Below are 25,493 nucleotides of genomic sequence, written 5' to 3' on the forward strand. Positions count from 1 at the left end.
ATATCTTTCGTATTTACAAACCCAATAGTTTGCGGTTAAGGCTATCATTGGTTTCGACGGCAGCAAAATTATCGAACGCCTTATCAGTAACACGGATAATATAGTCTTTAATATGTAGCGCGCCTTCCCGTGCACCATCTTCAGCATTTTTGAATGCACATTCCCATTCCAGTACTGCCCAGCCTTGATAATCATATTGTGTGAGTTTGGTAAATATGGATTTGAAATCCACTTGTCCATCACCAATTGATCTAAAACGACCTGCTCTTGACTGCCAGCTCTGGAAGCCACCATAGACGCCCTGACGACCAGAAGGATTGAATTCAGCATCTTTAACATGGAACATTTTAATTCGTTTATGGTAAATGTCGATGAATTGAAGATAGTCAAGACATTGAAGGACAAAATGGGAGGGATCATAGAGAATGTTTGCCCGCTTGTGATAATTTACATTTTCGAGAAATAAGTCAAAAGTAGCACCGTCATGGAGATCTTCTCCAGGGTGTAATTCATAGCATAGGTCGACATCATACAGGTCACATTCATCAAGAATGGGTAACCATAATTTTGCAAGCTCAGCAAAACCTGTTTCGATCAACTTCGCGGGTCTTTGTGGCCAAGGGTATATAAATGGCCATAGAAAGGCTCCACTAAAGGTCGCCAGCGCTTTAAGCCCGAGATTGTGGGAAGCTCGTACGGCATATTTTAATTGCTGGATCGCCCACTGTTGTCGTGCTTGAGGATTACCATGTAAATGCTGTGGTGCAAATGCATCAAATAGATCATCGAAACTTGGATTTACAGCCACTAATTGCCCTTGGAGATGGGTTGAGAGTTCGGTAATTTCCAATCCGAAAGACTGTACTTTCGCTTTTAGATCAATTGCATAGCTTTTATCGAGCGCTGCTTTTTCTAGATCGATAAAACGGGCATCCAAGGTGGGCAGTTGTATACCCTTATAGCCAAGTGCTGCAGCCCACTGGCAGATAGAGTCCAAGGAGTTAAATGGCGCTTCATCACCGATAAACTGCGCGAGGAAGATGGCAGGGCCTTTAATTGTTGTCATATGTATTGCGTTTAGAAAAAGACTACGTTATGTACAAAACAGATCCATATTCCAATACGTTTAAAGAAATGGCTGCGTCTGTCGTTTATACTATTATAATTTGGTTATCCAAGCTACCTGCTTGTTTAATACAATATTACAAAAATTTGCAACCGGTTGCAATAAAATCAAAAAAAACCTTAAACTTGTCTAGACGATCCATTCTTACGCTTTCCAAATGATATAAGAATGTCTCGTCTAAACAAGTAAAGCTATCAGGCACCAGTGTGGCGCTTGATTGTGGAGAAGACTTGATTTGAGCGGGAAATTTCCCCTCGAGTAATAACCCAATAAACCAATTATAAATAAATGGCAAATAATGTTTATGATGCAATTGTCATCGGGTCTGGGATCACAGGTGGCTGGGCAGCCAAGGAGCTAACAGAGCGTGGACTTAAAACCATAATGTTAGAAAGAGGACGCAATATTGAGCATATCAAAGATTACCCATCACCCAATAAAGATCCATGGGATTTTCCGCATCGGGGCCGGGTGCCATTGGATCGCGCCCAGCACTACCTACCTTTTGGAATTAAAAATCAATGGATGAATGAAGGGAACATCGACTTTTGGACTAATGAGACAGAGAGTCCGTATAAGGAGATAAAACCCTTTAATTGGTTCCGGGGTTATCACGTTGGCGGGCGTTCGCTTATGTGGGGACGGCAGAGTTATCGTTGGTCGGATGTTGATTTTGAAGCAAATAGCAGAGAGGGACATGGCATTGACTGGCCCGTACGTTATAAAGAAATAGCACCTTGGTATAGTCACGTTGAAAAATTTGCCGGCATTTCGGGTAATAGAGACGGTATAGCGGTGTTGCCTGATGGTGAATTTATGCCACCCATGGACATGAATATCGTGGAAAAAGACCTTGCCGCACGCTTAAAATCGCATTATCAGGGAAAACGACATTTTATAATTGGCCGGGTAGCCAACATAACAGTGCCCCACCATGGCCGTGTTAATTGCCAATACCAAAATAAATGTTGGTTGGGTTGCAATTTCGGCGCTTACTTTAGCACACAATCTGCAACATTGCCTGCAGCAGTGAAGACAGGGAACCTTACCTTACGGCCATTTTCAATTGTAAAGAGTATTATTTACGATCGTGATACCCAGAAAGCTAAAGGAGTAGAAATTGTTGATGCGGAGACGAATCAAACCTATGAGTATTTTGCTAAAATCGTCTTTGTATGTGCTTCAACGTTAAATTCCACCTGGGTATTAATGAATTCCGCTACCAATGTATGGGAGGGTGGGCTTGGAAGCAGTAGTGGTGAACTGGGACATAACCTAATGGATCACATGTTAAATAGTGGGGCTGGGGGAAGAGTAGAGGGATTTGAGGATAAATATATTTTTGGACGACGGGCCAATGGATTATATGTGCCCCGATTTGCCAATATTGCCGGCGATACCAAGAGGAGAGATTACGTCCGTGGTTTTGGCTATCAGGGTGGGGCTTCGAGGGGACAATGGTCGGGTAAGGTCGATAATAAGAGCGTGGGCGGCGCTTGGAAAGATGCTATCGCCGAGCCGGGCAGCTGGGGAGTGGGTTTCAGCGCGTTTGGTGAAATACTCCCATATCACGAAAATAAAGTCCTATTGGATTCATCGGTAAAAGATAAATGGGGACTTCCCGTATTGGCAATAGACGCAGAGATTAAGGATAACGAGCGGAAAATAAGGGTTGATGCAAGCAATGAAATGAAGGAAATGTTAGAATCTATCGGTGTCAAAGACGTAACAACCTACGATAACGGGTTTAGTATGGGACAGGGAATTCATGAAATGGGAACAGCACGAATGGGAAATGATCCGAAAACCTCGGTATTAAACAAATTTAACCAAGTATGGGATGCTAAAAATGTTTTTTTGACAGATGGGGCCTTTATGACTTCTTCTTCCTGTGTGAATCCATCGCTTACCTATATGGCATTTACAGCTAGGGCAGTAGATTTTGCTGTAAATGAATTAAAAAAAGGGAATCTTTAATTATTTTATGATGTAATAGTTATGAATAGACGAGAAGCAATACAACGTGTAGCCATGCTCATGGGCGGAACAGTTATTGGTGCTTCATTATTTTTGGAAGGATGCCAAAGGTCTGCTTCGAAAGATATAGAAATGCTCTTTGATTCAAAATCAATCGATTTTTTGGGTGATCTCGCTGAGGCCATTCTTCCTAAAACCACTACACCGGGGGCGAAGGAAGCTGGTGTAGGTTCTGAGATTCCCGTTCTGGTGCGAGACTGCTATAAACCTGAAGAACAGCAGGTCTTTCTGGCTGGAACAGCCGGAATTGACGAACGTGCCAAGAAAGAATTTGGACGCAATTTTCAGCAACTCGAAAAGAAAGACCAAACGGCCTTTGTCGATATTTTGGACAAGGAAGCGCAGGATTATGACGAAAAGAAATCCGCTAACGATCTACCTCATTTTTTCACACTGTTTAAACAGCTTACTCTCCTTACATTTTTTAGCTCAAAATTGGGAGCCACGGAAGTATTCCGTTATGTGAAAATCCCAGGGAAATATGATGGCGATTTCCCTTATCAAAAGGGTGACCATGCCTGGGCAACCTAGCTAAAAATCGTATAAATTTAATATTGACCCCTTGTCCTTAATTGGCAGCGGGGTCAATTAAAGAGGTTGTCAAGCCTATGAACTTTAACAAATTTTTGCTATCGAAAAGTAGAGTTGTAAAATGTGTCCCTGTTTTCATCGTCAGTCTGGTACCGCCCGGAAACGAGCTTCCCGCATCAAGTTTTTGCTTTTTGACATGGTGTTGGCTGAATTTTGAAAGAGCCTCTTTGACTGTTGTTTTATTGATCGCCAGATCAAAAGGTAATCCTTCGACAATCAAAAACTTGTCTTCTGGTATATCAAAAAATAGTTCATTGACGGATTTATCAGCCCCATAATTGCTATAAAGTTCTAAACCGGATTTTGTGATCCATTTTGCATACTTTTCTTCGTTGGCATCTTCATAGAATTCTGTTTTCACATTCAATGTAGCAGCAATTTTATCCACTGTCTGTGGAAATACAAATTCACTGTTTTTATTTAACAATGATTTTAAGTCGGCTTTATTCTGCGCGAAAGTCGTTGCCGCAAAAAGGAAAAGACCTATATTTAATGTTAGTGCTTTTATCTTCATCGTATCTTTGTTATATCTTTGGCAATTGTTTTTATCCGTAAGATTAAAATTAATCAAATACATAAAAAAATACAATAGTTCTTTATACTTGTTTTATTAATCAGTAATGGAATGATGGTAATGTTGTTGTAGTTGTTGTACCTATCTATCGCGCTGAAATTAGTTGATCAAATATCGTTATGCCGAAAACAATTTGAAGTATTGGACAGTTACAATTTAAATTGTACTTTCATAGCGTTTTTAATAAAGGAAGATATTTACTTTTTATGATCACAACCAAGTATTTCAACTATCGACAAATATTTAATTTAGCGGGCGCACATTTAATATGGCTGACGCTTTGGTGTTCTTTGGTGGCGGTCATTTATTATTTTTTCAATTGGCAGTGGATGATAATTCCGTGGGTGCCATTGGCATTAATCGGAACGGCCGAATCTTTTTACGTTGGTTTTAAAAATAATCAAGCCTATGACAGGCTTTGGGAAGCCCGAAAAATCTGGGGTGGAATTGTCAATTCAAGTCGTTCGTTCACGGCTATGTTATATGCTTTTGATACCCAAGACGGTGATCATACCGATTTGGAGGAACGGAGGAAAAGAATCGCCTATCGTCACATTGCCTGGCTCTATACTTTTCGTGAGCAGTTGTTGGTCCCGACAGAGTGGGAGCATATCAGCATGAAAAAACATTTTGGTTCAATGAATGTGAAACGGAACAGGTTGATAAAGGCTGGCTTTCCAGATTATAGTAGAACTTCGATTTTTTTGCGTAAATATCTTTCTGCGGAGGAGTTTAAGTTGCAGAGCGAATATAAAAATTTTGCGACTTATTTGATTTCTAAACAAGCAAAAGAAGTGAATGCGTTGAAAAATGATCAGATTATTTCGGATTTTAACCAAACGCAACTGCAGAATTGCCTGAATCAATTTTACGATTATCAAGGACAGGCAGAAAGGATCAAAAAATTTCCATCACCTAGGCAGTTTGCCAGTACAGCCTTTGTCTTCAATGTTATTTTAATCATTCTACTTCCTTTGGGCCTCGTGAATGAATTTGCGAAATTAGGGGACTGGGGTATCTGGACCAGTATTCCTTTTTGTGTGGTCATAGGATGGATTTATATTGTGATGGAATTGGTCGGCGATTATACCGAAAATCCTTTTGGAGGTCTGATGTTTGATGTACCGATGCTTTCCATTTGTAGGACCATTGAAATTGATTTATTGCAGATGGTGGGAGATGAGGATCTTCCGGAAGCTATTGCATCGAAAAACGGTGTGTTGGTTTAGAACTTCTTACAGATCTATTACCAATGTATTTTTTACCTCAGCGATCATAAAGGAACTGTGGGTGCTTGCAATGTGCTGTAAGCTAGTTAGTTTTGTTAACATGAAGCTGCGATAGTCTGCCATGTCCTTGACACAAATCTTGAGGATATAGTCGTAGTCGCCACTCACGTGAAAACACTCGGTTACCTCTTGAAGGTTCATGACCTCTTTTTCAAACTGTAAAATATACTCCTTTTTGTGCTGTGTTAATTTTACGTGGCATAATACGAGGAAATCTTTTGCTATCTTCTTTTTATCAAGTATGGCGACATAGCCTGCGATAATTCCCGTATTTTCGAGCTTGCGGACTCTCTCATAGACTGCTGTCACGGACAAGTTCAGCTTGTAGGACAGTTCTTTGGTCGTTTGTTTCGCATCTTCTTGGAGAAAACGCAATAACTTAAGGTCAATTTCGTCAAAGTGCATAGATTATTTTTTTGTGTTTGGTATCAGTTTTTAAAGTGTTCAGATGTTTTAACTAATTATTGTTGATATAATAGATTTATATTCTAATATAGATAAAAATACTTGTGATATAATCTAAAATATCTCAATTTTAAAGATAAAAATATGGATAATTTTAATGCAGCAAATGAAATTCAAGATTTGCAATACTTTGGAGAGTTTGGAGGTGTGAATCCGTCAATTTCAGACAGCTCTACCTATACCTTTCTTTCCGCTAAAAAAATGTTCGACACATTTGAAGGGAATGCAGAAGGCTGTTATCTCTATTCAAGACATTCCTCGCCAATGAATTTGTATTTGGCGCAAGCTTTAGCAAAAATGGAGAATACCGCTGCGGCCAATGTAACATCTTCGGGTATGGGAGCGATCACAACAGTTCTTTTACAGTTATGTAAAAGCGGCGACCATATTATTTCCAGTAGGACGATCTACGGTGGAACTTATGCCTTTCTCAAAAATTTTCTCCCACCTTTCCAGATTGAGACAACATTTTTGGATATTAATGATGCCCACGAAATCGAAAGATCGATAAGACCTAATACAAAGGTGCTGTATTGCGAAAGCGTGAGCAACCCTTTATTGCATGTGGCTGACTTAAGAAAACTTTCAGCCATCTGTAAAAAACACAAGCTAAAACTGATTGTCGACAATACGTTTTCTCCGTTGTCTATATCGCCGATACTTTTGGGAGCAGACATTGTCATCCATAGTCTAACGAAATTTATCAATGGCAGTAGTGATACAGTAGGTGGGGTTTATTGTGGAAGTCAGGAGTTTATTAATGAAACGAAAAATGTGAACACAGGGACCTGTATGTTATTGGGACCAACGATGGACAGCTTACGTTCGGCGAGTATATTGAAAAATTTAAGAACACTTCATATACGGATGAGACAACATAGCTATAATGCGATGTATCTTGCCGAACGGTTTGAGAAAGATGGACTAAAGGTATCTTATCCGGGCTTACATTCGCATCGAGATCATGAATTAATGAAAAGTATGATGCATGAGACCTATGGTTTTGGAGGCTTAATGACAGTTGATGTGGAAACCACTGAAAAAGCCAATGAATTAATGGAACTGATGCAGGCTGAAAATTTAGGGTATTTAGCCGTCAGCCTAGGATTCTATAAGACGCTATTCTCCTGTTCAGGTAGTTCTACGTCATCAGAAATTCCTGAAGAAGAGCGCTTAAAGATGGGTATTTCCGATGGATTGATCAGGTTTTCCATTGGCCTAGATCAAGACATTGAGCGCACTTATCAAAAAATGAGAGCATGCATGCAAAAGATTGGGATTCTACAATAATGCGGATAATCGCCATTAGTTGAATAAAAAGTTCACGACGACAGAGAGGATCCGTAAACTGTTTCGACATTTTCTACAAAAATAGTTTACGGATGTTCTTGTGCAATGCTGGTTCGCTGATCCTGAGAAATTCATGAATTAGGTCCTTACTTGTGGGCGGTCGATGTGGAAAGGCATAGTGCTGTAAAAAAGTCCTCAAAGCAGTATTTATTTTTTGTTCACCTATCAATTCATGTAATTGATACATGGCTAAAAGGCCTTTATAATAGGCAACGTTTGTATTTCCTGGGGATACTCTCATTAAATCTTCGTCTACACTGTTTGCTTTTCCAATGTCATAAAGATCTTGATACATTTTGACCATTTTCTTTACTCCTTCGGGACCATGTTTGTGTTTATAACACATTAATTCGGTATACATAGCGAGCGTTTCTGTTAGCATTGTAGCGCCTTCTCTCCGGTCATCGGGGTCAATTTGACTGTTACCCCACCATTGGTGCGATAACTCATGGCCGGCAAGTTCATTAATGACGTCTCTTGTTTTTTCGCGACGTAGATCTGAATGAAAGGTCATGTTCTCATTCATAAAAATCATACCGGGATAAGCCGTCGCGTTAAATCCACTAACAAATCCAGATATTTCGACGAAACGTATGCTTTTAAATGGATATTTTCCAAAGTTGTTTTGACAATAGGCTAAAGTTTGCTTTGAGTCGTTTATAAGTTGTTTAACATTCTCCGCGTGTTTGCTGTCATAATATACCTCGATGGATATATTGTCGTAAGAGGATTTTTCAACCATATATACAGCTGATGATATACCGAAACGGAAGGGAATTGGTCCTGTTGATTTATAGTGAAAAAAGTTTCGATTTCCTTTTTGCCATTTTCTGATAAATTCTCCAGTCGCGATACAGGTTTGGTCACTGTCACTCGAAATAATTGTTTCAAGGTCGACATATCCATAGTCGTAGGGAAGAGCATCAGGCTGTTCTAACTTTTTTAAAGCGCTTGCTTTTCCCAGCGCTCGCTTTTTACGCTCAAGTGGGTCTTCTATTTCATTTTATTGCTGATAACCAAATATGGGGTAATAGCGACTGATACGCATAAAAGAACCATTAGCTAAGATAGCATTCATGGGATCGTGACGATTGAACGGTGTCCATTTGTATTTTATTGTAAATTCCATTGTAATAGAATCTCCAGGCATGAAGGGGCTTGTTAGTTTAAATCGGTGGTGACCATAGGTGCTGTCGGTAGCTTTTTGTACGGCGCGGTCTATGTTGACATGTGCTAATTCCATAGCAGGATCCGTGTAAAGTAATAGACTATCCAGCGGAGCGGCTGATTTATTGACTAGCTTATATAGACCACTAATGATATATTCATTTGACGTCGGATAAAGATCTATTTCGGTTTTGACCGAAACGATCGTTGGCTGGGGAATATGCTGATAGTGCCTGTATTTCTGTTCATAATGTTGCATCCAATCTATTTCCGCTGCTGAATTGCCGACTTGAGTTCGCTGATAGATGAAATGGCCTGAAATCAACAAGACAGCAACCATTAACACAGCGAAGACCTTTAACTTTGAATGCGATTTTAAGTTTACTGAAAAAGATCTTGCCTTTTGCCGGGTGAGCGTTGTGCCAATAGCGATAAGGGCCGAAAAGGAAGTCCAGTAGATCATTTTAAAGCCAAATGCATGCAGATAGGCGCCAAACCCATTCATGTCGCCGCTATAGTTTAAGGGTGATTTTGCAAAACGGAAAAGTGGATGCTCTATGCCAAGCATGGTACCAATAAAGGAATTGGTCAATGCAAAAAACAAGACTGTCAAAAGTAATGCTGGATATTTTAGTCCCACAATAGTCTGTATACTGATAATAACTGAAGCATCCAGTAGAGATGGGACGCCAAGGATATAAAAAAGACTTAGATATAGATTCCATTCAATTTTTGGATATTGGAATATAAGTTGAAGAACCATGCATTGCAGAATGCTTATTGTAATAAGTAATAATGCAATACAGCACAACGAGATCCACTTGGCCAGCATGACAACTGTTACTTGTACTGGAGTGCTGTCTTCGAGTACATATATCCGCGTACTTCGAGATCTCCAGACTGTTTCCATGCCATAAAAAGATAGGACGGAAAGTAAAAAAAGAGGAAAGCTATTGATGATGTTCCGAACCATTAATCCCGTGCTGGCATAGCGTTGTGGTAGGCGCATTCCTGCATCGATGTTACTGTATATTTCCATACCTAGAAAAAACAACCATAGCGCAATGACAACGACAAAGGGTAAACCTTTTAGTAGGGCTCGAAGGTCAATCTTTAGAAAGCTATAAAGCGTATGCCAATCATAAAGCCAACCTTTTTCGGATATGCTTATTTGTCCCCTAGGAAGGATTGGCTGGTTTCCAGCCTTTTGCAGCGGCGGTTTTATATTCTTTTTTGTCGTGCAATGAAAACGTGCTCGACGGATCGCAAGTAACGTCAATGCAGATGAAAATACAAGTAGACCAATCCGGTTTATCAAAAAATTTCCTTTGAGCTGGAGCAATGTCGAGTTTTTCAAAGCTGGGCTCCATGACTGACATTGTTCAAAGAAAGCAGCCAGACCAAAAGGGTCGACTATGGCCATCCGGCTCATGGTCTCGGAGGAAACGGGGGATGCGTTGGCAAATAATGGCGAATTCGAAAATAAAGAGACAGCGAAGTATAGGATATAAATGAAAACTCCCGAAAGAAAAACAAGCATTTTACTACGGCTGGTCCAAGCAATTGCACTAACAGTTGCGGTGCAGAAAAAAATATTTGGAAGGACGAGTAGTATATAGGGCTGTAGGTAGTTGAGCATACGGAATGGCATAAATTTCTCATGTTCATCTCCTTGTGAAGCATGACCGAACATCAGCCCAAGGATAAAGAATAGAAATGTAAGGGCCGTGATCAGAAACACCAGCACAAAACGACTCAGTTGAAAAATATTTTTATTGACAAGGGTTGTATACAGGAGTGATGAAAATCGTGCATCTATTTCACGTAAAAATATTTGTGATGAAAAAATAACGATAGTAAAGATATTCAATAGCGATACTAATCCTATGGTGTAAGTTAACACAAAGGGAGAATTGGCGTAAACACCGGCAAATGAAAAAGAAGCTATGACACTAACCCAATAACCAAATGCAAAAAAACAGCATAATAGTGCCAGAAACCATTTTTTTGGAAAGTAAAAGCTGACTTCCAGTAGAAAGTAGTCGATAAACATGGCTATACAATTTGAGATAAATGTGTGAAATAGACATCTTCAAGATCAGGTTTAATTTGCTCAAAACCATTCCCTGGGCTTTTTGTGGCATAAATATGGACGTCTAGCCGCCCCCCGTGTAATTGGGCTGATAAGGTGTGAAAATTTTCGTTAAAATAACGTAATTCATTCTTGTCAATCGTTTTTGCCCAAATACGGCCTTCCAACGATTTTAAAAAGTCGTTGGGTGCGCCATTGACCATCAAACTTCCGTTATTGATAATGGCCATTTGAGCACAGAGGCTTCGCACATCTTCCACTAGATGTGTTGAAAGGATCACTATCATCTGTTCCCCGATTTCACTAAGTAGATTGTTGAAACGATTGCGCACTTGCGGATCGAGGCCCGCTGTGGGTTCGTCTACAATGATAATTTGAGGCGAACCCAACATCGCCTGCGCAATACCAAAACGTTGCCGCATTCCTCCCGAAAAATTGTGAACTTCTTTGTCACGGAATTCGTAAAGATTTACACGTGCGAGCAAATCTAATATATGTTCTTTTCGTCCCTCTTTTTTAATTCCTTTAAGTACGGCAAGATGATGCATGAGTTGATAAGCCGACAGATGCGGATATACTCCAAAATCTTGCGGTAGGTAACCGAGCTGTTTTTTTATAAAAGAGGGCTCATTTAAAATATTGACATCATTCAATACGATGGAACCGGTATCTGCCTGTTCTAAGCCGGCAATGATCTTCATTAATGTCGATTTTCCAGCTCCATTTGGACCTAGCAGTCCAAACATGCCCTGACCGATATGTAATGAAAGTCCCGTAATTGCTTTCATCCCGTTAGGATACGTTTTCGAAAGATTCTGGATTTTTAACTGGTTCATAACAGACTTGTCTTTATACCCACATCGCAATCTGGGCCCTATTAATATTTAATGTCATGGTTTTATGCGCTAATCTGGCACGAATTCCAATATATCACCTGGTTGACACTCCAATACAGTGCATATCGCTTGTAGCGTTTCGAAACGTATACCTTTTGCCTTTCCCGTTTTTAATACCGAAAGATTACCTTGTGTAATGCCGATTTGTTCTGCAAGTTCTTTGCTTTGCATTTTTCGTTTGGCCAGCATTACATCTATATTTACAACAATAGCCATGTACTAGATATATAAATCTTGTTCATCCTGTAAATGGAGGCCTTGCCGGAAGATTTCCGCGAGGAAAAAAACAAAAATGCCTAAAATGAAATGTACAGCAATGAGTATGGCAATACCCCCTTCGACTGTAACAAATACTGCAGCAATAGCCGTGCAGACGATTGGTAGCAATATATTTAACCTGTAATATCGTTTGAGTATAAGCAGGTGGAATTTGGTAAATAGCTTCCTTCGGGTAAACAATTTAAATATTTGCGCAGACAAGAGAAAAAAGATGGTATAGAATGACAGGGGTAGTAAGAATGAAAATACTTTGTACGATACGTTATTATCCATATTCATCAAGGGCGTTATGGTAAATGGATAGTTGATATGAAGAAACATTCCATTGCCATAGGATGCTGTGTTCCAGCCTGTCAGCAGGCATATCAAGGCATACAGGGTTATGATTAAATATAAGCTCCCTAAAAGTGAAGTTATATAGAATAAGATTCTGCCGATTATTTTTGTCCGGTTCATTATGTAATAATTTGGTTTGATACTGTAAATATATAAATAATTACCGTTATACGGTAATTATTTATTAAAATAGAATATTTATAGAGAAATGATAGGATGCTCAAACACTTACATTGACTTTGGCGCCTGCGAGAATGTGGAGCTAGTGCGACATATTGACAGGAATTTAAATCGATCGTACAACCCTTATATCGATCCCTGCCAACAGCGATGCGATTGTCACATAGACATCACTATTTAAGAGGATAAGGGCTGTAAAAGTTAAAAAATATCTTTTGGCATATCATTAGTGATTTAAAATCAATACTTTAATCACTATGGCAAAGAGACTCTTACTGATAATATTCCTATTCGTTTTGGGAGATATCTATTTTTTTCAGGCGTTTAGTACGGTTATTCATGGTTCAATTTGGCACAACATGTATTGGGGGATTGATATTCTGCTGTTTTTGGGTGTTTTTATTTTAATTTTTTTACGGAGAACGGGTTATGATGTCCAGCGGACCGCCACAAGTCTGATCACAGCATTTTTAATTGTTTTCATCCCAAAATTGCTTGCAGTGCCCTTTTTATTTGTTGAAGATCTTATGCGTATTTTTAGTTCCTTTCCTCCACGAAGTCTATTTTTGAGTGAAATTGTATTGTTTTTGGCGGGAGCCATGCTGTTGGTTATTTTTTTCGGTTTAACGAAAGGTCGTTATTTTTATAAAGTGCGTGAGGAAGTCTTGACTTTTCCTGATCTACCTGCGGCGTTCGACGGTTTTAAAATTACACAGCTGTCGGATATTCATTCAGGGAGTTTATCTGATATCAAAAGAGTACGTAAAGGTATCGAATTGGCCAATGCACAAAACAGTGATCTGTTATTGTTTACGGGCGATCTAGTCAATAATAAGGCTTCCGAAATGGAACCCTGGGTTTCAGACTTCAATCGATTAGAAGCTCCTTCGGGAAAGTTTTCTGTCCTTGGAAATCACGACTATGGGGATTATGTGCAATGGGAAAGCATGAAATCAAAAGCCTTAAATTTGAATAGGCTCAAGGAAATTCATCATGAAATGGGGTTTAAATTGTTGCTAAACGAATCGATAGCTATAGAAAAGCAAGGTGAGCGTATCTCGTTAATTGGTGTTGAAAATTGGGGAAAAGGAGGGTTTCATCAATATGGCGATTTGGCTAAGGCAACTCTTGGATTAGAAAAAGATACGTTTAAAATTTTAATGTCTCATGATCCTTCACATTGGGATCATGTTACTTTGGACTATGATCAAAATGTCCATTTAACGCTGGCTGGTCATACACATGGTATGCAGTTTGGGATAGAACTATTTGGGTTAAAATGGAGTCCAATTCAGTATTTTTATAAACAGTGGGCTGGACTTTATCAAAAACAGGGAAAATATCTTTATGTCAACCGTGGTTTTGGTTTTCATGGCCTAAAGGGGCGGATAGGTGTTTGGCCGGAAATTACAGTTATTACATTACGGAAAAGCGTTGCCTGATATTTCGGTATGAGATATAACACTCATCTATTAATCGATAAGGTTCATTTCCTTCAATTGGTGAAACATACACTGATCTGCAGCATGGTGAGATCCTTACTGAAATTTTATTTAAATTTGACCATTTAATGGAAGATGAACCTTGATATTTATAATGTTAGTATCTTAACAATTTCATTGAAGCCTCTTTGTTGTGCGTGTTGCAACGGGCTTGTGCCATTGAAGTCCGGAATATCTAATTTTGCTCCGGCATCTTTTAGAATCTGAACGATTTCCTGATATTTTTTGCTTCCGTCACCGAGTATAATTCCTTCCATCAAAGCGGTCCATCCTAAGCGATTGACATGATCTAACGGAAAATTTTTAGTATTGGCCAATAATCTTACCGTTTCTACATGTCCACGTTCACATGCCGGTATTAAAGCTGTGCCATTATATCGATTAAATAAATCAAAGCGAGCACCGTGATCTAAGAAAAGCTTGACGAGTTCAACTTGCCCACTTGCTCCCGCGTATAAAAGTGGGCTATCCATATTATCAGCCTGAATGTTGACATCGGCGCCATATTCTACCAATAATTTGGCCATTTCAAGAGCTCCATTGTTTGTAGCGATAAGTAGAAGAGTACGTTTGTTCGCATCTTTGCTGTTTACGTTGGCCTTATTTTCTAGTGCTCTTCTTACTCCCTGCAGGTCATTTTTGATGACCAATTGAATAATCTCTTCCTGGGACGAATTTTCAGTATAGGAGTTTTCTGTTAATGCCGATCGGCACGAACTTGTTATGCTCATCATGATCAGGAGTATTAAAGTCGTTTTCATCATTCTATTATGCTGTAATTTTCGATAAACTGTCGAATAAGTTTGACGTCTAGTACAAAAATAGGAGATAGGGCTGTTTTTACAATGTGGTTTTCATTCCATCTGTTGGACAATTTATTACAAGCGTGGATCTTAAATTTCGCTATTATTGGTCAAACACTGGCTGAAAGTGTACTCGTGTAGCTCCTGCTCACACACAATGTTAAGTCAAAGTTTGCGTTGTGATAAATTGTTCAAGCTTCGAGATGTATTCTGCAAAACATCCAGAAAAATCATCGCGACCTTTGTTTTGGTCATACTAAGTCATAAATGCGGAAAAAATAATACCGTTTCCATTGTCTAGTAAATTTTAGAAAAAAGAATATGATCAAAAGAAATATGAAAGCTAAAACATATATTTTAAAAAACGTACGGCTTGAGACGGGATTCGAGTTTGATGGAGAGGAAGTAATAAGTACAAATACCGCTTTATGCTGTGTAGAAGTTGAAGCGGGTAAGATCAAAGGAATCAAACCAAATACCCCAAATGCCAATGGAATCGATGCAAAAGGACATTTGATGTTGCCGGCCTTTAAGGATATGCATGCCCATTTGGATAAAATGTTGTTTGGTTTGCCATGGGAAGCAGTATCTCCCACGCGGCATACCGTAAAAGATATGATCGCGTATGAGCAAAAGATGATTCCTGAATGGTTAAGCACCTCGGTCGAAAGAACGGGCAAAATGCTGAATTTTCTGCAGGCATACGGAACTGATTTTATTCGTTCGCATTTCAATGTTGATCCAACATCTGGACTAAGATCGCTAACAAATTTAGAAAAGGCGCTTGCATCAAAAAAAGACACGGTAGACGTGGAGCTGGTTGCTTTTCCACAGCATGGTCTCTATTATACGGATACCTTACCCATTTTGAAGGATGTTGCAAAACTGGATGCTGTTAGTTTCATCGGTGGAGTAGATCCGTACTCTTTGGACGGAAGTATTGAAAAAAGTATGGAGCAGATTACCCGGTTGGCGCTTGATAACGATAAGGGAGTTGACATACATCTCCATGAAATGGGAGAAAGTGGTCTAAAGACAATCGACTTTTTGATCGACCGAACATTGGAAAACCCCCAATTAAAAGGAAAAGCTTTTGTTAGCCACGCTTTTGCACTTAGCCGTCTCGCAAATGTCGAAGTCGAAAAAATTGCGGCGCGTCTTGCCGAGGCGGGCGTGGGAATCGTCTCCTCAGTGCCTTTTGGCAATATGATTATGCCTATTCCGACACTTCGAAAATATGGTGTGGAAGTTTTGATTGGAAATGACAATATTCAGGATCACTGGAATACCTTTGGTTCGGGAAACATGCTCCAGAAAGCGAATCTAATTGCTGAGCTGTATGGCTATGGAACAGAATTCGGCTTATCCAGAACACTCGCTTTCGCCACACGTTACAAATTGCCTTTGGATAATAATGGAAATCAACAATGGCCGAAAGTGGGCGATGAAGCCAGTATGGTTTTTGTTGAGGCAAGTTGTTCTGCTGAAGCAGTTTCTCGGATTTCACCTGTGACTTCATTGATTCACAAAGGCAATATTGTGTTCTAAAGGACGCCACTATCGGATAATGATTGCGTTCCGAACGCTAACTGCCTTCGGGATTCCAGCAATGTGTCGTTTCCTAAATGCCCAACCAATTGTACGTTATTGCGTGGAGAAATATTGAAATTAAGAGAACAATTTTGTTGAAGAGCCGGTTATCCTCATAACTGGCTTTTCACGTCCAAGGCCTTGCTGTAGAACAGATGTTTTTAAGGAGTGGTCATTTGTAATTGAGGCGAGAATAATGTATGTTGGATAAAAAATAATTTATACGATGGAATTTTCACCATTTAATGAAGTTGTCAAACTTTGTCTAAAAGGAATACAACTGGAAGAAAGCGGTAGAGCGGAAGAATCACTGTCATTTTTTATGCAAGGTTATCGGGAGGCAAGTGATGACCATGAAAAGTTTTTTGCGGCTTATTTTGTATCGCGGCAACAAAAATCGCTGTCTGATGGTCTGAAATGGCTACACATAGCCTTAGAGCATGCATTGGTAATCAACGATGACCGGACGACCAGTGCATTACCCGGATTGTATTTGAAGATTTGCGCCTGTTACACAGGCTTAGGAGAAGAAGCAATGGCAAGTGAGTATGCTCGGCTGGCCTCTTCTTATAAAAATATCCCCTTTGATAAGGGACCTTTTTATCATGGGACAAAAGCAGATGCACAAATCGGCGATTTATTGGTTCCAGGCTTCAATTCCAACTATCAAGCTGACTTAAAAATGAACCACATTTATTTTACAGGCTTGATGAATGGGGCTGGACTTGCAGCGGCACTCGCAAAAGGTGAGCGTAGCGAGCGCGTATTTATTGTTGAACCTACCGGTGATTATGAGCATGATCCCAACCTGACGGATCAGAAATTCCTCGGAAATCCGACACGTTCCTATCGATCTGAATTTCCATTAAAAATTATTGGTGAAGTTGCTAATTGGGCAAAACCCGGCACTCAGGAACTTGAAAAATTTCGTGATAAACTAGACGAGAGTGGCGGCGACATTATCAATTAAGAAATCACGAGTGCCTGCTCCGGCAATCGGAGTTATGTCTTACTGATAACAATCTTGCTGATAACTTCGAAGGCTGAAATTCGATAATCGTCGTCAAAAAATAAACCATTGATATAACGTTGGATCGGATAGAACAGATCGGCTGGCGTATCGCCGAAAAAAGTTTTGAAATCGTTCGGAATAGAATACAGGTAATTGTATTGCCCTTTGCCCAAACTGATTCCGCCGATCTTTTTTAAATAACCGGTTATCTTATGTTTGTATCTATTGGAAAATGCTTCTTCCGTTTCTATGAAATAATCTTCAATATAAAAATTACGGATATCCTGAAGACTAAGGACGCTGTTTGGAGCAGGTTTGATACGTCTTGAATAGGATACATCAACCAAAATACAGCTGGCTTTACGGGCTTGGGTGAGATCGATAAAGTAGCCTTCATCGACCATAAGATGTTTACTGTCTTTATATACGCCGAGAAGCATTTCATTGATCTCGCGATCTGAATAATCTGCTATGTTAGAAGATCTTCCCAACTTTTCAAATGCGAGGCCACTGTCACTCCAATTTTTTCTAATTCTATTAAGCTCGTGCTGTTGAAAAGTTTTTATTTTCTCCATATATAATTTGTCTAACCTTACTTTTGGGAGTTTAAAGATAATTTTAAAACTTTACTTTCGTCAATCTTATCGGTTACTAAGTGCAATTTGAATCAAATCTAATTTAACGGAGTCTTTGTTTGCTGCTGTAGAAATGCGCGGACGCGCTATGTTGAGGAGGGAAGATCATATCGATTCTCGGTACGATGCAATGAAGGAAGAGCCATCTGTATTAACAAATGGCTCTAATAGTTTTTATTTTACAGCCTTAAGTAGGATATCTAAGGTGAATTCATCATCGATAGCGCGATTGCCTAAGTCGGAGAAAAAGCTTGCTGAACGATACTGTATATCAAAGTCCAGTCGATTTACTTTGACTCCGATAGCTTCAGCGGAAAGCCCATCTGCAGTTGTGGTGACTTTTGCTGGAAAGGAGATCGATTTTGTTTTATTCTTGATCGTCAGATTGCCTGTTATGATTGGATTGCCTTTGCTATTATCAACCTTACTGATGACAAATTTACTGTTGGGATAGGTAGGCACATTGAAGAAATCTTCATTTTTTAGTTGCCCGGTCAATTTAGGTGCATCAGTACAAGCCATGGAATTCATATCTATGGTAAAACCACCGCCGGTAATTTTCCCTTTTTCTGTCTGTACCGTTCCTTCTTGTATATTGATTGTTCCCACATGTCCTCCGACAACTTTTTTAGCATTCCATTTGATTGTCGAATTTTGCGTGTTCACTTTGTAGCTTATCTTTTGGGCGAAAGCCATTGATGTTAAGCAAATAATTGCTAGCGTTAGACTGGTTCTTTTCATTGAAATGATTTATATGAACTCAAATATACATGGTCTTGTGCGGATATTTCTATGTTTAAACTTGTTTTTTTGTTTGCGGAGTGTCAATATTGTGTTTGCCTTGCTCTATTCGTCATCAATACCCGCTAACTTAGTACAATATAAAAAGGGGATCGGAGATATCTTCGCATCCAAATTGTGGTCTATAAAAAAAGATAATATGATTAAGTCGAAAGGTTATGCGGCGAAAGACAGCAGTTCTCCACTTGAATACTGGGAGTTTGAAAGGAGGGAGCTTGGTGCAAACGATGTTTTAATAGATATCTTATACAGCGGGATCTGTCACTCCGATATTCATCAAGTACATGACGAGTGGGGTGGTACACAGTACCCAATTGTTCCCGGGCACGAAATTGTCGGTCGGATAAGTGCCGTTGGTAGTGGAGTGACTAAGTTTAAAAAAGGAGACCTGGCAGGTGTCGGTTGTATGGTGGCTTCCTGTGGCGAATGCGATAACTGTAAGTCAGACCAACAACAGTTCTGTTCGGAAAAGAAGACCGTCTGGACTTACAACAGCAAGGATGTGATGCATGATCACAGCTATACTTTTGGTGGTTATAGCAATAATATTGTTGCGGATGCGGACTTTGTGCTGCATGTGCCGGAATCGTTGGATATTAAAAAGGTGGCACCGCTACTCTGTGCTGGAATCACCACCTATTCGCCATTAAAAAGATGGAATATTAGCAAAGGACATAAAGTTGGTGTGTTGGGCTTAGGTGGATTGGGACATATGGCTGTTAAAATTGCAGTAGCAATGGGAGCAGAAGTCACAATGATAAGCCATTCTCCACGTAAGAAGGAGGATGCGGCTCTACTTGGCGCACACAAGTTCTTAAATACGCATGAGGCAGATGAAATAAGAGAATTCTCATCGTATTTTGATTTTATTATTGATACCGTATCGGCACCGCATGATTATAACCTCTATCTTGCATTATTGAAAACAAAGGGAGTTTATATTTGTGTGGGGATTCCAGCTGCGCCCATGGAAATCAATGGACGCTCAATTATGGGGGGAAATAAGATCCTAACGGCTTCCAGCATTGGGGGAATACAGGAAACTCAAGATATGCTTGATTTTTGTGCTGAACATAATATTCTACCCGAAACAGAAATGATTGATATCGACTATGTAAATGAGGCTTATCAAAGGGTATTGGATAGTGATGTAAAATATCGTTTCGTAATCGACATGTCGTCTATTGAAAAGTAATCCAAGAACAGGTCGGTTAAAGAGCCGACCTATTTTTTTAATCGCAATAAAATCTTTACGCGTTTTGACAATTGGATTTGAAGAATGCTGACATGATTCAAGATGGATACCGTAACTTTAGCTTGAGCTTTTCAGCTGGAAAGGCATAGCTATTTTTTTATTTAAAGGAACAATAAAATAGATAATTTCAATGAAGAAGGTAGAAATACAGCACACAGATTTGCAGATAGCTCCAATTAATTTTGGTGGGAATGTTTTTGGCTGGACATTAAATGAGCAGCAATCGTTTGAAATGTTAGATAAATTTGTAGGAGCAGGGTTTAATTTTATTGATACGGCAGACACCTATTCGTGGTGGGTAAATGGAACCGGAGGGCAGTCCGAAGAAATTATTGGAAAATGGTTAAAAAGCCGTGGTAACCGTCAAAATATAGTAATTGCAACAAAAGTCGGATCGGAGACCAAGGAACACGGATATGATATCTCAAGGAAACATATCTTGAAATCGGCTGATGAATCATTACGACGGTTGGGAGTAGATCATATAGATCTATACTATACCCACTTTGACGATAACATAACCCCCGTGGAAGAGACGTTGTCGGCTTATGCGGACTTAATAGAGGCAGGCAAGGTACGTTATATCGCCGCTTCCAATCTATCGCCAGCGCGTTTAACGGAAAGCTTTGATGTAGCAGAGAAAAACGGTCTTCCCAAATATGTTGCGTTGCAACCGCATTACAATTTGGTAGAGCGTGCAGGTTTTGAAACAGATTATGCGGGCTTGGTCGAGAAGTATGGGTTGAGTGTATTTCCATATTGGTCGCTTGCAGCAGGTTTCTTGACCGGTAAATACCGTACTGAAACTGACTTTGATAAAACGGCAAGGGGCGGTGGGATCAAAAAATATTTTGATGCTAAAGGTAAAGCTGTCCTGAAAGCGCTCGATGCTATCTCCGAGAAGCATGAGACAAAACAGGCTACTGTAGCATTAGCATGGTTGTTGGCTAAACCGCTGATTACCGCTCCCATTGTGAGTGCCACAAGTGAGCGTCAATTGGATACGCTATGTGCGGCGCCGGCTCTTAAGTTGGATACAGAAGATATCGAATTATTAAACGAGGTCAGCAATTAAAATACCGGTAAAAGAGCAATCACAAAATCCCTACATTTCTGAGGGATTTTGTTTTTATTGAGAAGTCGTTCTTGATAGACGGTGGAGATAGCTTATGTATTTTAACAAGTTTATCGTAAATTGGACGCTAAATTGATCTTATGAAACGGTTCCTGATATTATTTTCTTTTATGCTTTTTGGCAGAAGTTATGCGCAAATGCCTACACCTTATGAACGGGGCAATGGTAATCAATCCACAACATTTGAAGAAATGCGGGCCTACTATCAGGAATTGGCGGAGAAATATACATCAATTCATTATGAAACAAAGGGAGAAGACGATAACAATAAACCAATAGATGTGGTCGTATTTAATCCGTTTGGAAAGACACTGGAAGTCGCTAGGAAAGGGAAGTGTATTTTATTGGTCAACAACGGTATTCATCCCGGAGAACCCGATGGTATTGATGCCACTATGATGCTCATGCGGGATTTGGCGACAGGAAAGGTAAAGGCACCTCAAAATGTTATCGTTGTTGCGCTCGCGAGTTACAATGTCAGTGGGATTTTAAATCGTGGGAGCTTTTCCCGAGCTAACCAAAATGGCCCTGAAGAGTATGGCTTTCGTGGAAATGCAAGGCATTATGACTTAAATAGGGATTTTATTAAGACAGACACTAAAAACTCGCGCAGTTTTCAGCAGATTTTCCACTGGGTCAAGCCGGATGTTTTTATCGATAATCATGTGAGCAATGGGGCCGATTATCAGTACACTTTTACTTATATCTCAACAAACAAAGAACGTCTGGGAAACCTTTTAGGTAATTATTTTAATAACAACATGCAAAAAACCTTACTGAAAGATCTCCAGGAGAAAGGGTTTATGTCTGTTCCCTATGTTAACATCCACAACGATGTACCTGATGGTGGTTTTCCAACTTTTATGGATTCGCCAAGATATGCAACAGGTTACACCAGTCTATTTAATGTCATCGGAACCGTGGTGGAAACACATATGTTGAAACCTTATCAAGAACGTGTCAAAGCGACTTATGATTATATGCGTTGTAATCTGGATTTTATGGAACAGCATTATAAGGAGATTAAACAAAAAAGAACTGAAAACCTCAAGCAATATCAAATAGGGGATAAATATGCCATAGCATGGAAGCTTGATTCATCGAAATATGAACCACTGGACTTTAAGGGCTTCGAGGCAAAATATAAGCCGAGCGATGTCTCCTCGAAAGATAGATTGTGGTATGATAGAAACGCTAAGTTTTCAAAACAAGTTAAGTTATATAATACCTATGTTCCGACAAAAGAAGTAACTATTCCATCGTATTATGTCATTCCGCAGTCTGAATGGGAAATTGTTAACTTGCTAACACTCAATCAGATCAAAATGATTCCGCTAAAACAAGATACGGTAATAGCGGTGGAACAGTATCGAATTAAGGATTTCAAGACAACTTCAAGTCCTTATGAAGGGCATTATTTACATTTTGATACCAGCCTCCTCCGGGAATCCAATAAGGTAAACTTTCGTGCTGGTGATTATTTAGTCCCCTTGAATCAGGACGGTGTAAAGTTCTTGCTGGAAACTTTAGAACCTGAAGCAATAGACTCTTATTTTAATTGGAATTTCTTTGATGCGATCTTAGGACAGAAAGAATATTATTCAGCATATGTTTTTGAAGATACAGCAGCCAAACTTCTAAAAGAGAATAAAGATTTAAGAGCTGCCTTTGAACGCGAGAAGATGAACAACCCTAAACTTGCTGCGAGTAGTAGTGCGCAGCTGGATTGGATATACAAACATTCACCTTACTATGAAGAGTCACATCTTCTTTATCCTATTTATCGCATCAATTGATCACGGTGATTTTTGATACACAAGGCTGCGTTCGTTACAATATGGCTATCTTATAAGTATATCCAGGGTAATACCAATGAACATTATGACGATCAAATAGGAGATAAAGCCTATTATTAAAGCGGCAAATGCTTTGAAATAGCTGATCTTTTTAGTCTTATCAAAAAACTGTCCCATGGCCCAGGAGTAATATGCAAAGGTCACCAATGTTGCGTATAAGATAAAACGCTGGTGGGTTATACCATCAATTATTGCAAAAAAAGCATAAATTAACATCGCCATCCCCATAATAAAACATAATAAGATGATGATTTCAAAAAGATTATAGCCGTATTTTTTAAAGAATAATTTAGTCCAAAGGGCGATAAAGAATCCCATGATAATGTTAGCATAACCATAATGATCTTGTAGCCATCGGAAGATGTGGGTCGTGATGATGAGTTTACTTTCAATACCATGGCTGTCGATTGACTGCATATACCGTTCTTCAGTATGGAAAAAGTGGGCAATAATTGAGTACACTAAAGAGGTTACTATAACAAAAATAATAGGTTTGACCAGCCGGCTACGATTCTCAGAAATGTAGTTTTGCACATTCTTCCCCGGCGCTGTTACCAATCCGCTAATGGTATAGAGAATGCCGCGTTCAAAGTGAAGCACATGTTCTATTTCATGGGTGATATAATGCGCATCTATTCTTTTCAGCGTTGCAGGTTGGCCACAATCGGGACAAAATTTTGACGTAATGTCTGTACCGCAGTTTTTGCAAGTTATCATGTTGAAGTTTTTCTTTAGGTAATTAAGGTTAGGTACTCTATATCATTTTTAAAGCCTATAAAGGCAAACTTTCTTTACGGACCATTTTATTGGAGGTATTCAGCAACTTCCACAAGCTTGTATTTGGGGCTCCGTTGCAAAAACTCACCAAGAAAAGCTGCGTGAGTAGCACCGGTGATCAGCAAAATACGATCTTGCGCCGTGACAGGGATCTGATTTAAATTGGAGAGTATCCGTAGATTTCTTCCGTAAAATTTAGTGGCTTCGTCTGCTCCTTCAAAATTACCTTTTGTACTACTGTAGGTTAAGATATCAGCGTTTACATTGATAAATTTTTGCAGGGTCTCTTTGTGATTAAATACCTTTAATTTATCTAAAATGGAGAGTTGGTCAATATGGGTGAATTCCTTCATGATTTTTCCCATGTAGTTTTTATACGTTACAGTATCCACCTGGTTCTCCAGTTCATTGGCAATGTTGTAATTATATGCTGCAGTTTGTTGTTCATCAATTCCATAAATTGTTTTTACCCCTGCAAGTTTGCCAACTTCATAAGCGATTAACGCTATTTCACCACCAAACTTAGCTTTATGGCCTTTGTCGTCGATAAAAGATCTGTAGTCACTGTTCAATTCTTTGTTTTTTTCAGAAATGACTTCTACGCAAATGATGGTTGGTTTAAAATCAGCCAACAGTTTGGCTACATGATAAGTTTCTCTTCTGTTTTTTTGATCTTTTTCATCAAATTCTACTTTATGGGCATCAGGGGTATAGCTCATGTGAAATGTCCCAAAATTTAAAACTTCGATTTTCTGCTGTGCGTAGCTGTTCCCAAAAAATAAGACCCCAAGGGCGATTCCAATATTTCGAATCTGTATAGTTTTAATAAGCATCTGTGTAAGAAATGGTTTTATGTTTTTTCCGGCTTTTCGTTCAGTTAGCTGTATTTTTCTAGCTGTTTTGTCCAAAAGTATTACAGTTTGTCCAAATAAAAGCTACACTTGAGTGTAGTTTTATTTAACTTCGAAACTTAGAATTTCGTTATGGATTTTAACGCGCTATTTTCACAAAAAAATAATGTTGATCGTCTTTCAGAAAAGGACATCCTGCAGACGCATGGCTATATTGAGCTTGTCAAAGCTTTCTCACGAATTACTTACCAGAGTATCTATCTAATCGATTATCAGGCCAAAAGCTTTGAGTTTGTTTCAGACAACCCGCTGTTTCTCGCTGGTTTAACAGCCACAGAGGTGATGGAAATGGGCTATGGCTTTTATCAAAAATATGTTCCGTCCGATGATTTCCGGATGCTCATTACGATTAACGAAGCGGGGTTCAGTTTTTACGAAAAAATACCCATAGAGGAACGGAAGCTTTACGTTATATCGTATGATTTTCAGATACAAAATGCGCATAACAAATTTATTTTGATTAATCATAAACTGACGCCGGTTTTTTTGACAGAAGAGGGGAAAATATGGAAGGCAATTTGTATCGTATCTTTATCCACCAATGTGTCTTCGGGCAACGTGACGATCGAAAAGTTGCACTCCAACTTAGTTTGGGAGTTGGATCTGTTGACTGGGAGATGGAACTCCCAAAAAAAGATTAACCTTACCGAACGTGAAATAGAAATTTTACGCTTTTATCATCGCGGTCTGACCATTCATGAAACTTCCGAAAAAATTTTCGTTTCCATTGACACGGTGAAATTTCATCGGCGAAAATTATTTGAAAAACTGGGGGTAAGTAACATGAATGAAGCATTGGTTTATGCATTGAATAATAGGTTATTGTAACGATGG

The 25,493-nt window shown here is 39.3% G+C and carries 24 protein-coding genes; 11 read left to right on the plus strand and 13 right to left on the minus strand.

Annotated elements, in window-relative coordinates; all coding sequences use genetic code 11:
• Positions 1-13: 13 nt before the first annotated feature.
• Positions 14-1,066, minus strand: a complete 1,053-nt coding sequence (locus BGP15_RS23945) for a sugar phosphate isomerase/epimerase family protein (protein WP_070561081.1) — start codon at positions 1,064-1,066, stop codon at positions 14-16.
• Positions 1,067-1,414: 348 nt separating this feature from the next.
• Here BGP15_RS23945 and BGP15_RS23950 point away from each other — a divergent pair, with 348 nt between their 5' ends.
• Complete coding sequence (locus BGP15_RS23950) at positions 1,415-3,103, plus strand: GMC oxidoreductase (protein ID WP_115048818.1); 1,689 nt, start codon at positions 1,415-1,417, stop codon at positions 3,101-3,103.
• Positions 3,104-3,124: 21 nt separating this feature from the next.
• A complete protein-coding gene (locus BGP15_RS23955; RefSeq protein ID WP_070561079.1) occupies positions 3,125-3,694 on the plus strand; it encodes a gluconate 2-dehydrogenase subunit 3 family protein in 570 nt (189 codons plus the stop codon).
• 37 nt (positions 3,695-3,731) lie between these two features.
• Here BGP15_RS23955 and BGP15_RS23960 read toward each other — a convergent pair whose 3' ends face one another.
• Positions 3,732-4,268 carry a hypothetical protein gene (locus BGP15_RS23960; RefSeq protein ID WP_139144872.1) on the minus strand — a complete coding sequence of 179 codons (537 nt, stop codon included), beginning with the start codon at positions 4,266-4,268 and terminating at the stop codon, positions 3,732-3,734.
• Positions 4,269-4,534: 266 nt separating this feature from the next.
• Here BGP15_RS23960 and BGP15_RS23965 point away from each other — a divergent pair, with 266 nt between their 5' ends.
• Positions 4,535-5,557, plus strand: coding sequence for a bestrophin family protein (locus tag BGP15_RS23965; RefSeq protein ID WP_046672841.1), 1,023 nt, complete (start codon positions 4,535-4,537; stop codon positions 5,555-5,557).
• 6 nt (positions 5,558-5,563) lie between these two features.
• Here BGP15_RS23965 and BGP15_RS23970 read toward each other — a convergent pair whose 3' ends face one another.
• The gene (locus BGP15_RS23970; RefSeq protein WP_070561076.1) at positions 5,564-6,022 is read right to left on the minus strand and encodes an Lrp/AsnC family transcriptional regulator; all 459 of its coding nucleotides are present in this window, start codon (positions 6,020-6,022) and stop codon (positions 5,564-5,566) included.
• Positions 6,023-6,166: 144 nt separating this feature from the next.
• Between BGP15_RS23970 and BGP15_RS23975 the strand changes: the two genes are divergently transcribed.
• The gene (locus BGP15_RS23975) at positions 6,167-7,372 is read left to right on the plus strand and encodes an aminotransferase class I/II-fold pyridoxal phosphate-dependent enzyme (protein WP_070561075.1); all 1,206 of its coding nucleotides are present in this window, start codon (positions 6,167-6,169) and stop codon (positions 7,370-7,372) included.
• Positions 7,373-7,445: 73 nt separating this feature from the next.
• Here BGP15_RS23975 and BGP15_RS23980 read toward each other — a convergent pair whose 3' ends face one another.
• The 5 genes from BGP15_RS23980 to BGP15_RS24000 form a co-directional block, all read right to left on the minus strand.
• The gene (locus BGP15_RS23980; RefSeq protein WP_070561074.1) at positions 7,446-8,174 is read right to left on the minus strand and encodes a M1 family aminopeptidase; all 729 of its coding nucleotides are present in this window, start codon (positions 8,172-8,174) and stop codon (positions 7,446-7,448) included.
• A 261-nt stretch (positions 8,175-8,435) separates the two neighbouring features.
• Positions 8,436-10,652 carry a hypothetical protein gene (locus BGP15_RS23985; RefSeq protein ID WP_070561073.1) on the minus strand — a complete coding sequence of 739 codons (2,217 nt, stop codon included), beginning with the start codon at positions 10,650-10,652 and terminating at the stop codon, positions 8,436-8,438.
• 2 nt (positions 10,653-10,654) lie between these two features.
• A complete protein-coding gene (locus BGP15_RS23990) occupies positions 10,655-11,527 on the minus strand; it encodes an ABC transporter ATP-binding protein (RefSeq protein ID WP_070561072.1) in 873 nt (290 codons plus the stop codon).
• A gap of 69 nt (positions 11,528-11,596) precedes the next feature.
• The gene (locus BGP15_RS23995; protein ID WP_046672837.1) at positions 11,597-11,803 is read right to left on the minus strand and encodes a helix-turn-helix domain-containing protein; all 207 of its coding nucleotides are present in this window, start codon (positions 11,801-11,803) and stop codon (positions 11,597-11,599) included.
• A gap of 3 nt (positions 11,804-11,806) precedes the next feature.
• On the minus strand, positions 11,807-12,322 hold the full coding sequence (locus BGP15_RS24000; protein ID WP_115048816.1) for a DUF2975 domain-containing protein: 516 nt from the start codon (positions 12,320-12,322) through the stop codon (positions 11,807-11,809).
• A 317-nt stretch (positions 12,323-12,639) separates the two neighbouring features.
• Here BGP15_RS24000 and BGP15_RS24005 point away from each other — a divergent pair, with 317 nt between their 5' ends.
• Complete coding sequence (locus tag BGP15_RS24005) at positions 12,640-13,824, plus strand: metallophosphoesterase (RefSeq protein ID WP_115048814.1); 1,185 nt, start codon at positions 12,640-12,642, stop codon at positions 13,822-13,824.
• A gap of 149 nt (positions 13,825-13,973) precedes the next feature.
• Here the strand turns inward: BGP15_RS24005 and BGP15_RS24010 are convergent, their stop codons facing one another.
• The gene (locus tag BGP15_RS24010) at positions 13,974-14,618 is read right to left on the minus strand and encodes an ankyrin repeat domain-containing protein (RefSeq protein WP_201303541.1); all 645 of its coding nucleotides are present in this window, start codon (positions 14,616-14,618) and stop codon (positions 13,974-13,976) included.
• 390 nt (positions 14,619-15,008) lie between these two features.
• Between BGP15_RS24010 and BGP15_RS24015 the strand changes: the two genes are divergently transcribed.
• Positions 15,009-16,235, plus strand: coding sequence for an amidohydrolase (locus tag BGP15_RS24015; protein ID WP_175441938.1), 1,227 nt, complete (start codon positions 15,009-15,011; stop codon positions 16,233-16,235).
• Positions 16,236-16,503: 268 nt separating this feature from the next.
• Positions 16,504-17,247 (plus strand): NAD(+)--rifampin ADP-ribosyltransferase, encoded by a 744-nt coding sequence (gene arr, locus BGP15_RS24020; RefSeq protein WP_083295751.1) that lies wholly within the window; start codon positions 16,504-16,506, stop codon positions 17,245-17,247.
• Between the two features lie 32 nt (positions 17,248-17,279).
• On the opposite strand, the gene BGP15_RS24025 is transcribed toward arr, so the two are convergent.
• The gene (locus tag BGP15_RS24025; protein WP_070561069.1) at positions 17,280-17,864 is read right to left on the minus strand and encodes a hypothetical protein; all 585 of its coding nucleotides are present in this window, start codon (positions 17,862-17,864) and stop codon (positions 17,280-17,282) included.
• Between the two features lie 234 nt (positions 17,865-18,098).
• On the minus strand, positions 18,099-18,665 hold the full coding sequence (locus BGP15_RS24030; RefSeq protein ID WP_070561068.1) for a YceI family protein: 567 nt from the start codon (positions 18,663-18,665) through the stop codon (positions 18,099-18,101).
• A 199-nt stretch (positions 18,666-18,864) separates the two neighbouring features.
• On the opposite strand from BGP15_RS24030, the gene BGP15_RS24035 reads away from it, so the two are divergent.
• The 3 genes from BGP15_RS24035 (at position 18,865) to BGP15_RS24045 (ending at position 22,911) form a co-directional block, all read left to right on the plus strand.
• Positions 18,865-19,920 (plus strand): NAD(P)-dependent alcohol dehydrogenase, encoded by a 1,056-nt coding sequence (locus BGP15_RS24035; RefSeq protein WP_070561202.1) that lies wholly within the window; start codon positions 18,865-18,867, stop codon positions 19,918-19,920.
• Positions 19,921-20,110: 190 nt separating this feature from the next.
• Positions 20,111-21,055, plus strand: coding sequence for an aldo/keto reductase (locus tag BGP15_RS24040; RefSeq protein WP_070561067.1), 945 nt, complete (start codon positions 20,111-20,113; stop codon positions 21,053-21,055).
• Between the two features lie 140 nt (positions 21,056-21,195).
• Positions 21,196-22,911: a M14 family metallopeptidase gene (locus BGP15_RS24045; RefSeq protein WP_115048812.1), complete on the plus strand. Its 1,716-nt coding sequence runs from the start codon at positions 21,196-21,198 to the stop codon at positions 22,909-22,911.
• A 45-nt stretch (positions 22,912-22,956) separates the two neighbouring features.
• Here the strand turns inward: BGP15_RS24045 and BGP15_RS24050 are convergent, their stop codons facing one another.
• Both BGP15_RS24050 and BGP15_RS24055 read right to left on the minus strand, forming a co-directional pair.
• Complete coding sequence (locus BGP15_RS24050; protein WP_236560211.1) at positions 22,957-23,688, minus strand: DUF3667 domain-containing protein; 732 nt, start codon at positions 23,686-23,688, stop codon at positions 22,957-22,959.
• Between the two features lie 86 nt (positions 23,689-23,774).
• On the minus strand, positions 23,775-24,581 hold the full coding sequence (locus BGP15_RS24055) for a DUF5694 domain-containing protein (protein WP_070561200.1): 807 nt from the start codon (positions 24,579-24,581) through the stop codon (positions 23,775-23,777).
• A 150-nt stretch (positions 24,582-24,731) separates the two neighbouring features.
• Between BGP15_RS24055 and BGP15_RS24060 the strand changes: the two genes are divergently transcribed.
• Positions 24,732-25,487 (plus strand): response regulator transcription factor, encoded by a 756-nt coding sequence (locus tag BGP15_RS24060; RefSeq protein ID WP_115048810.1) that lies wholly within the window; start codon positions 24,732-24,734, stop codon positions 25,485-25,487.
• The last annotated feature ends 6 nt before the right edge of the window (positions 25,488-25,493 follow it).

Source organism: Sphingobacterium sp. 40-24 (assembly GCF_001899705.1).
Taxonomy (GTDB): domain Bacteria; phylum Bacteroidota; class Bacteroidia; order Sphingobacteriales; family Sphingobacteriaceae; genus Sphingobacterium; species Sphingobacterium multivorum.

Coding starts and splice junctions, on each gene's coding strand:
- BGP15_RS23945 (WP_070561081.1), bottom strand. CDS start 1,066: ATGACAACAATTAAAGGCCCTGCCATCTTCCTCGCGCAGTTTATCGGT.
- BGP15_RS23950 (WP_115048818.1), top strand. CDS start 1,415: ATGGCAAATAATGTTTATGATGCAATTGTCATCGGGTCTGGGATCACA.
- BGP15_RS23955 (WP_070561079.1), top strand. CDS start 3,125: ATGAATAGACGAGAAGCAATACAACGTGTAGCCATGCTCATGGGCGGA.
- BGP15_RS23960 (WP_139144872.1), bottom strand. CDS start 4,268: ATGAAGATAAAAGCACTAACATTAAATATAGGTCTTTTCCTTTTTGCG.
- BGP15_RS23965 (WP_046672841.1), top strand. CDS start 4,535: ATGATCACAACCAAGTATTTCAACTATCGACAAATATTTAATTTAGCG.
- BGP15_RS23970 (WP_070561076.1), bottom strand. CDS start 6,022: ATGCACTTTGACGAAATTGACCTTAAGTTATTGCGTTTTCTCCAAGAA.
- BGP15_RS23975 (WP_070561075.1), top strand. CDS start 6,167: ATGGATAATTTTAATGCAGCAAATGAAATTCAAGATTTGCAATACTTT.
- BGP15_RS23980 (WP_070561074.1), bottom strand. CDS start 8,174: ATGGTTGAAAAATCCTCTTACGACAATATATCCATCGAGGTATATTAT.
- BGP15_RS23985 (WP_070561073.1), bottom strand. CDS start 10,652: ATGTTTATCGACTACTTTCTACTGGAAGTCAGCTTTTACTTTCCAAAA.
- BGP15_RS23990 (WP_070561072.1), bottom strand. CDS start 11,527: ATGAACCAGTTAAAAATCCAGAATCTTTCGAAAACGTATCCTAACGGG.
- BGP15_RS23995 (WP_046672837.1), bottom strand. CDS start 11,803: ATGGCTATTGTTGTAAATATAGATGTAATGCTGGCCAAACGAAAAATG.
- BGP15_RS24000 (WP_115048816.1), bottom strand. CDS start 12,322: ATGAACCGGACAAAAATAATCGGCAGAATCTTATTCTATATAACTTCA.
- BGP15_RS24005 (WP_115048814.1), top strand. CDS start 12,640: ATGGCAAAGAGACTCTTACTGATAATATTCCTATTCGTTTTGGGAGAT.
- BGP15_RS24010 (WP_201303541.1), bottom strand. CDS start 14,618: ATGATGAGCATAACAAGTTCGTGCCGATCGGCATTAACAGAAAACTCC.
- BGP15_RS24015 (WP_175441938.1), top strand. CDS start 15,009: ATGATCAAAAGAAATATGAAAGCTAAAACATATATTTTAAAAAACGTA.
- arr (WP_083295751.1), top strand. CDS start 16,504: ATGGAATTTTCACCATTTAATGAAGTTGTCAAACTTTGTCTAAAAGGA.
- BGP15_RS24025 (WP_070561069.1), bottom strand. CDS start 17,864: ATGGAGAAAATAAAAACTTTTCAACAGCACGAGCTTAATAGAATTAGA.
- BGP15_RS24030 (WP_070561068.1), bottom strand. CDS start 18,665: ATGAAAAGAACCAGTCTAACGCTAGCAATTATTTGCTTAACATCAATG.
- BGP15_RS24035 (WP_070561202.1), top strand. CDS start 18,865: ATGATTAAGTCGAAAGGTTATGCGGCGAAAGACAGCAGTTCTCCACTT.
- BGP15_RS24040 (WP_070561067.1), top strand. CDS start 20,111: ATGAAGAAGGTAGAAATACAGCACACAGATTTGCAGATAGCTCCAATT.
- BGP15_RS24045 (WP_115048812.1), top strand. CDS start 21,196: ATGAAACGGTTCCTGATATTATTTTCTTTTATGCTTTTTGGCAGAAGT.
- BGP15_RS24050 (WP_236560211.1), bottom strand. CDS start 23,688: ATGATAACTTGCAAAAACTGCGGTACAGACATTACGTCAAAATTTTGT.
- BGP15_RS24055 (WP_070561200.1), bottom strand. CDS start 24,581: ATGCTTATTAAAACTATACAGATTCGAAATATTGGAATCGCCCTTGGG.
- BGP15_RS24060 (WP_115048810.1), top strand. CDS start 24,732: ATGGATTTTAACGCGCTATTTTCACAAAAAAATAATGTTGATCGTCTT.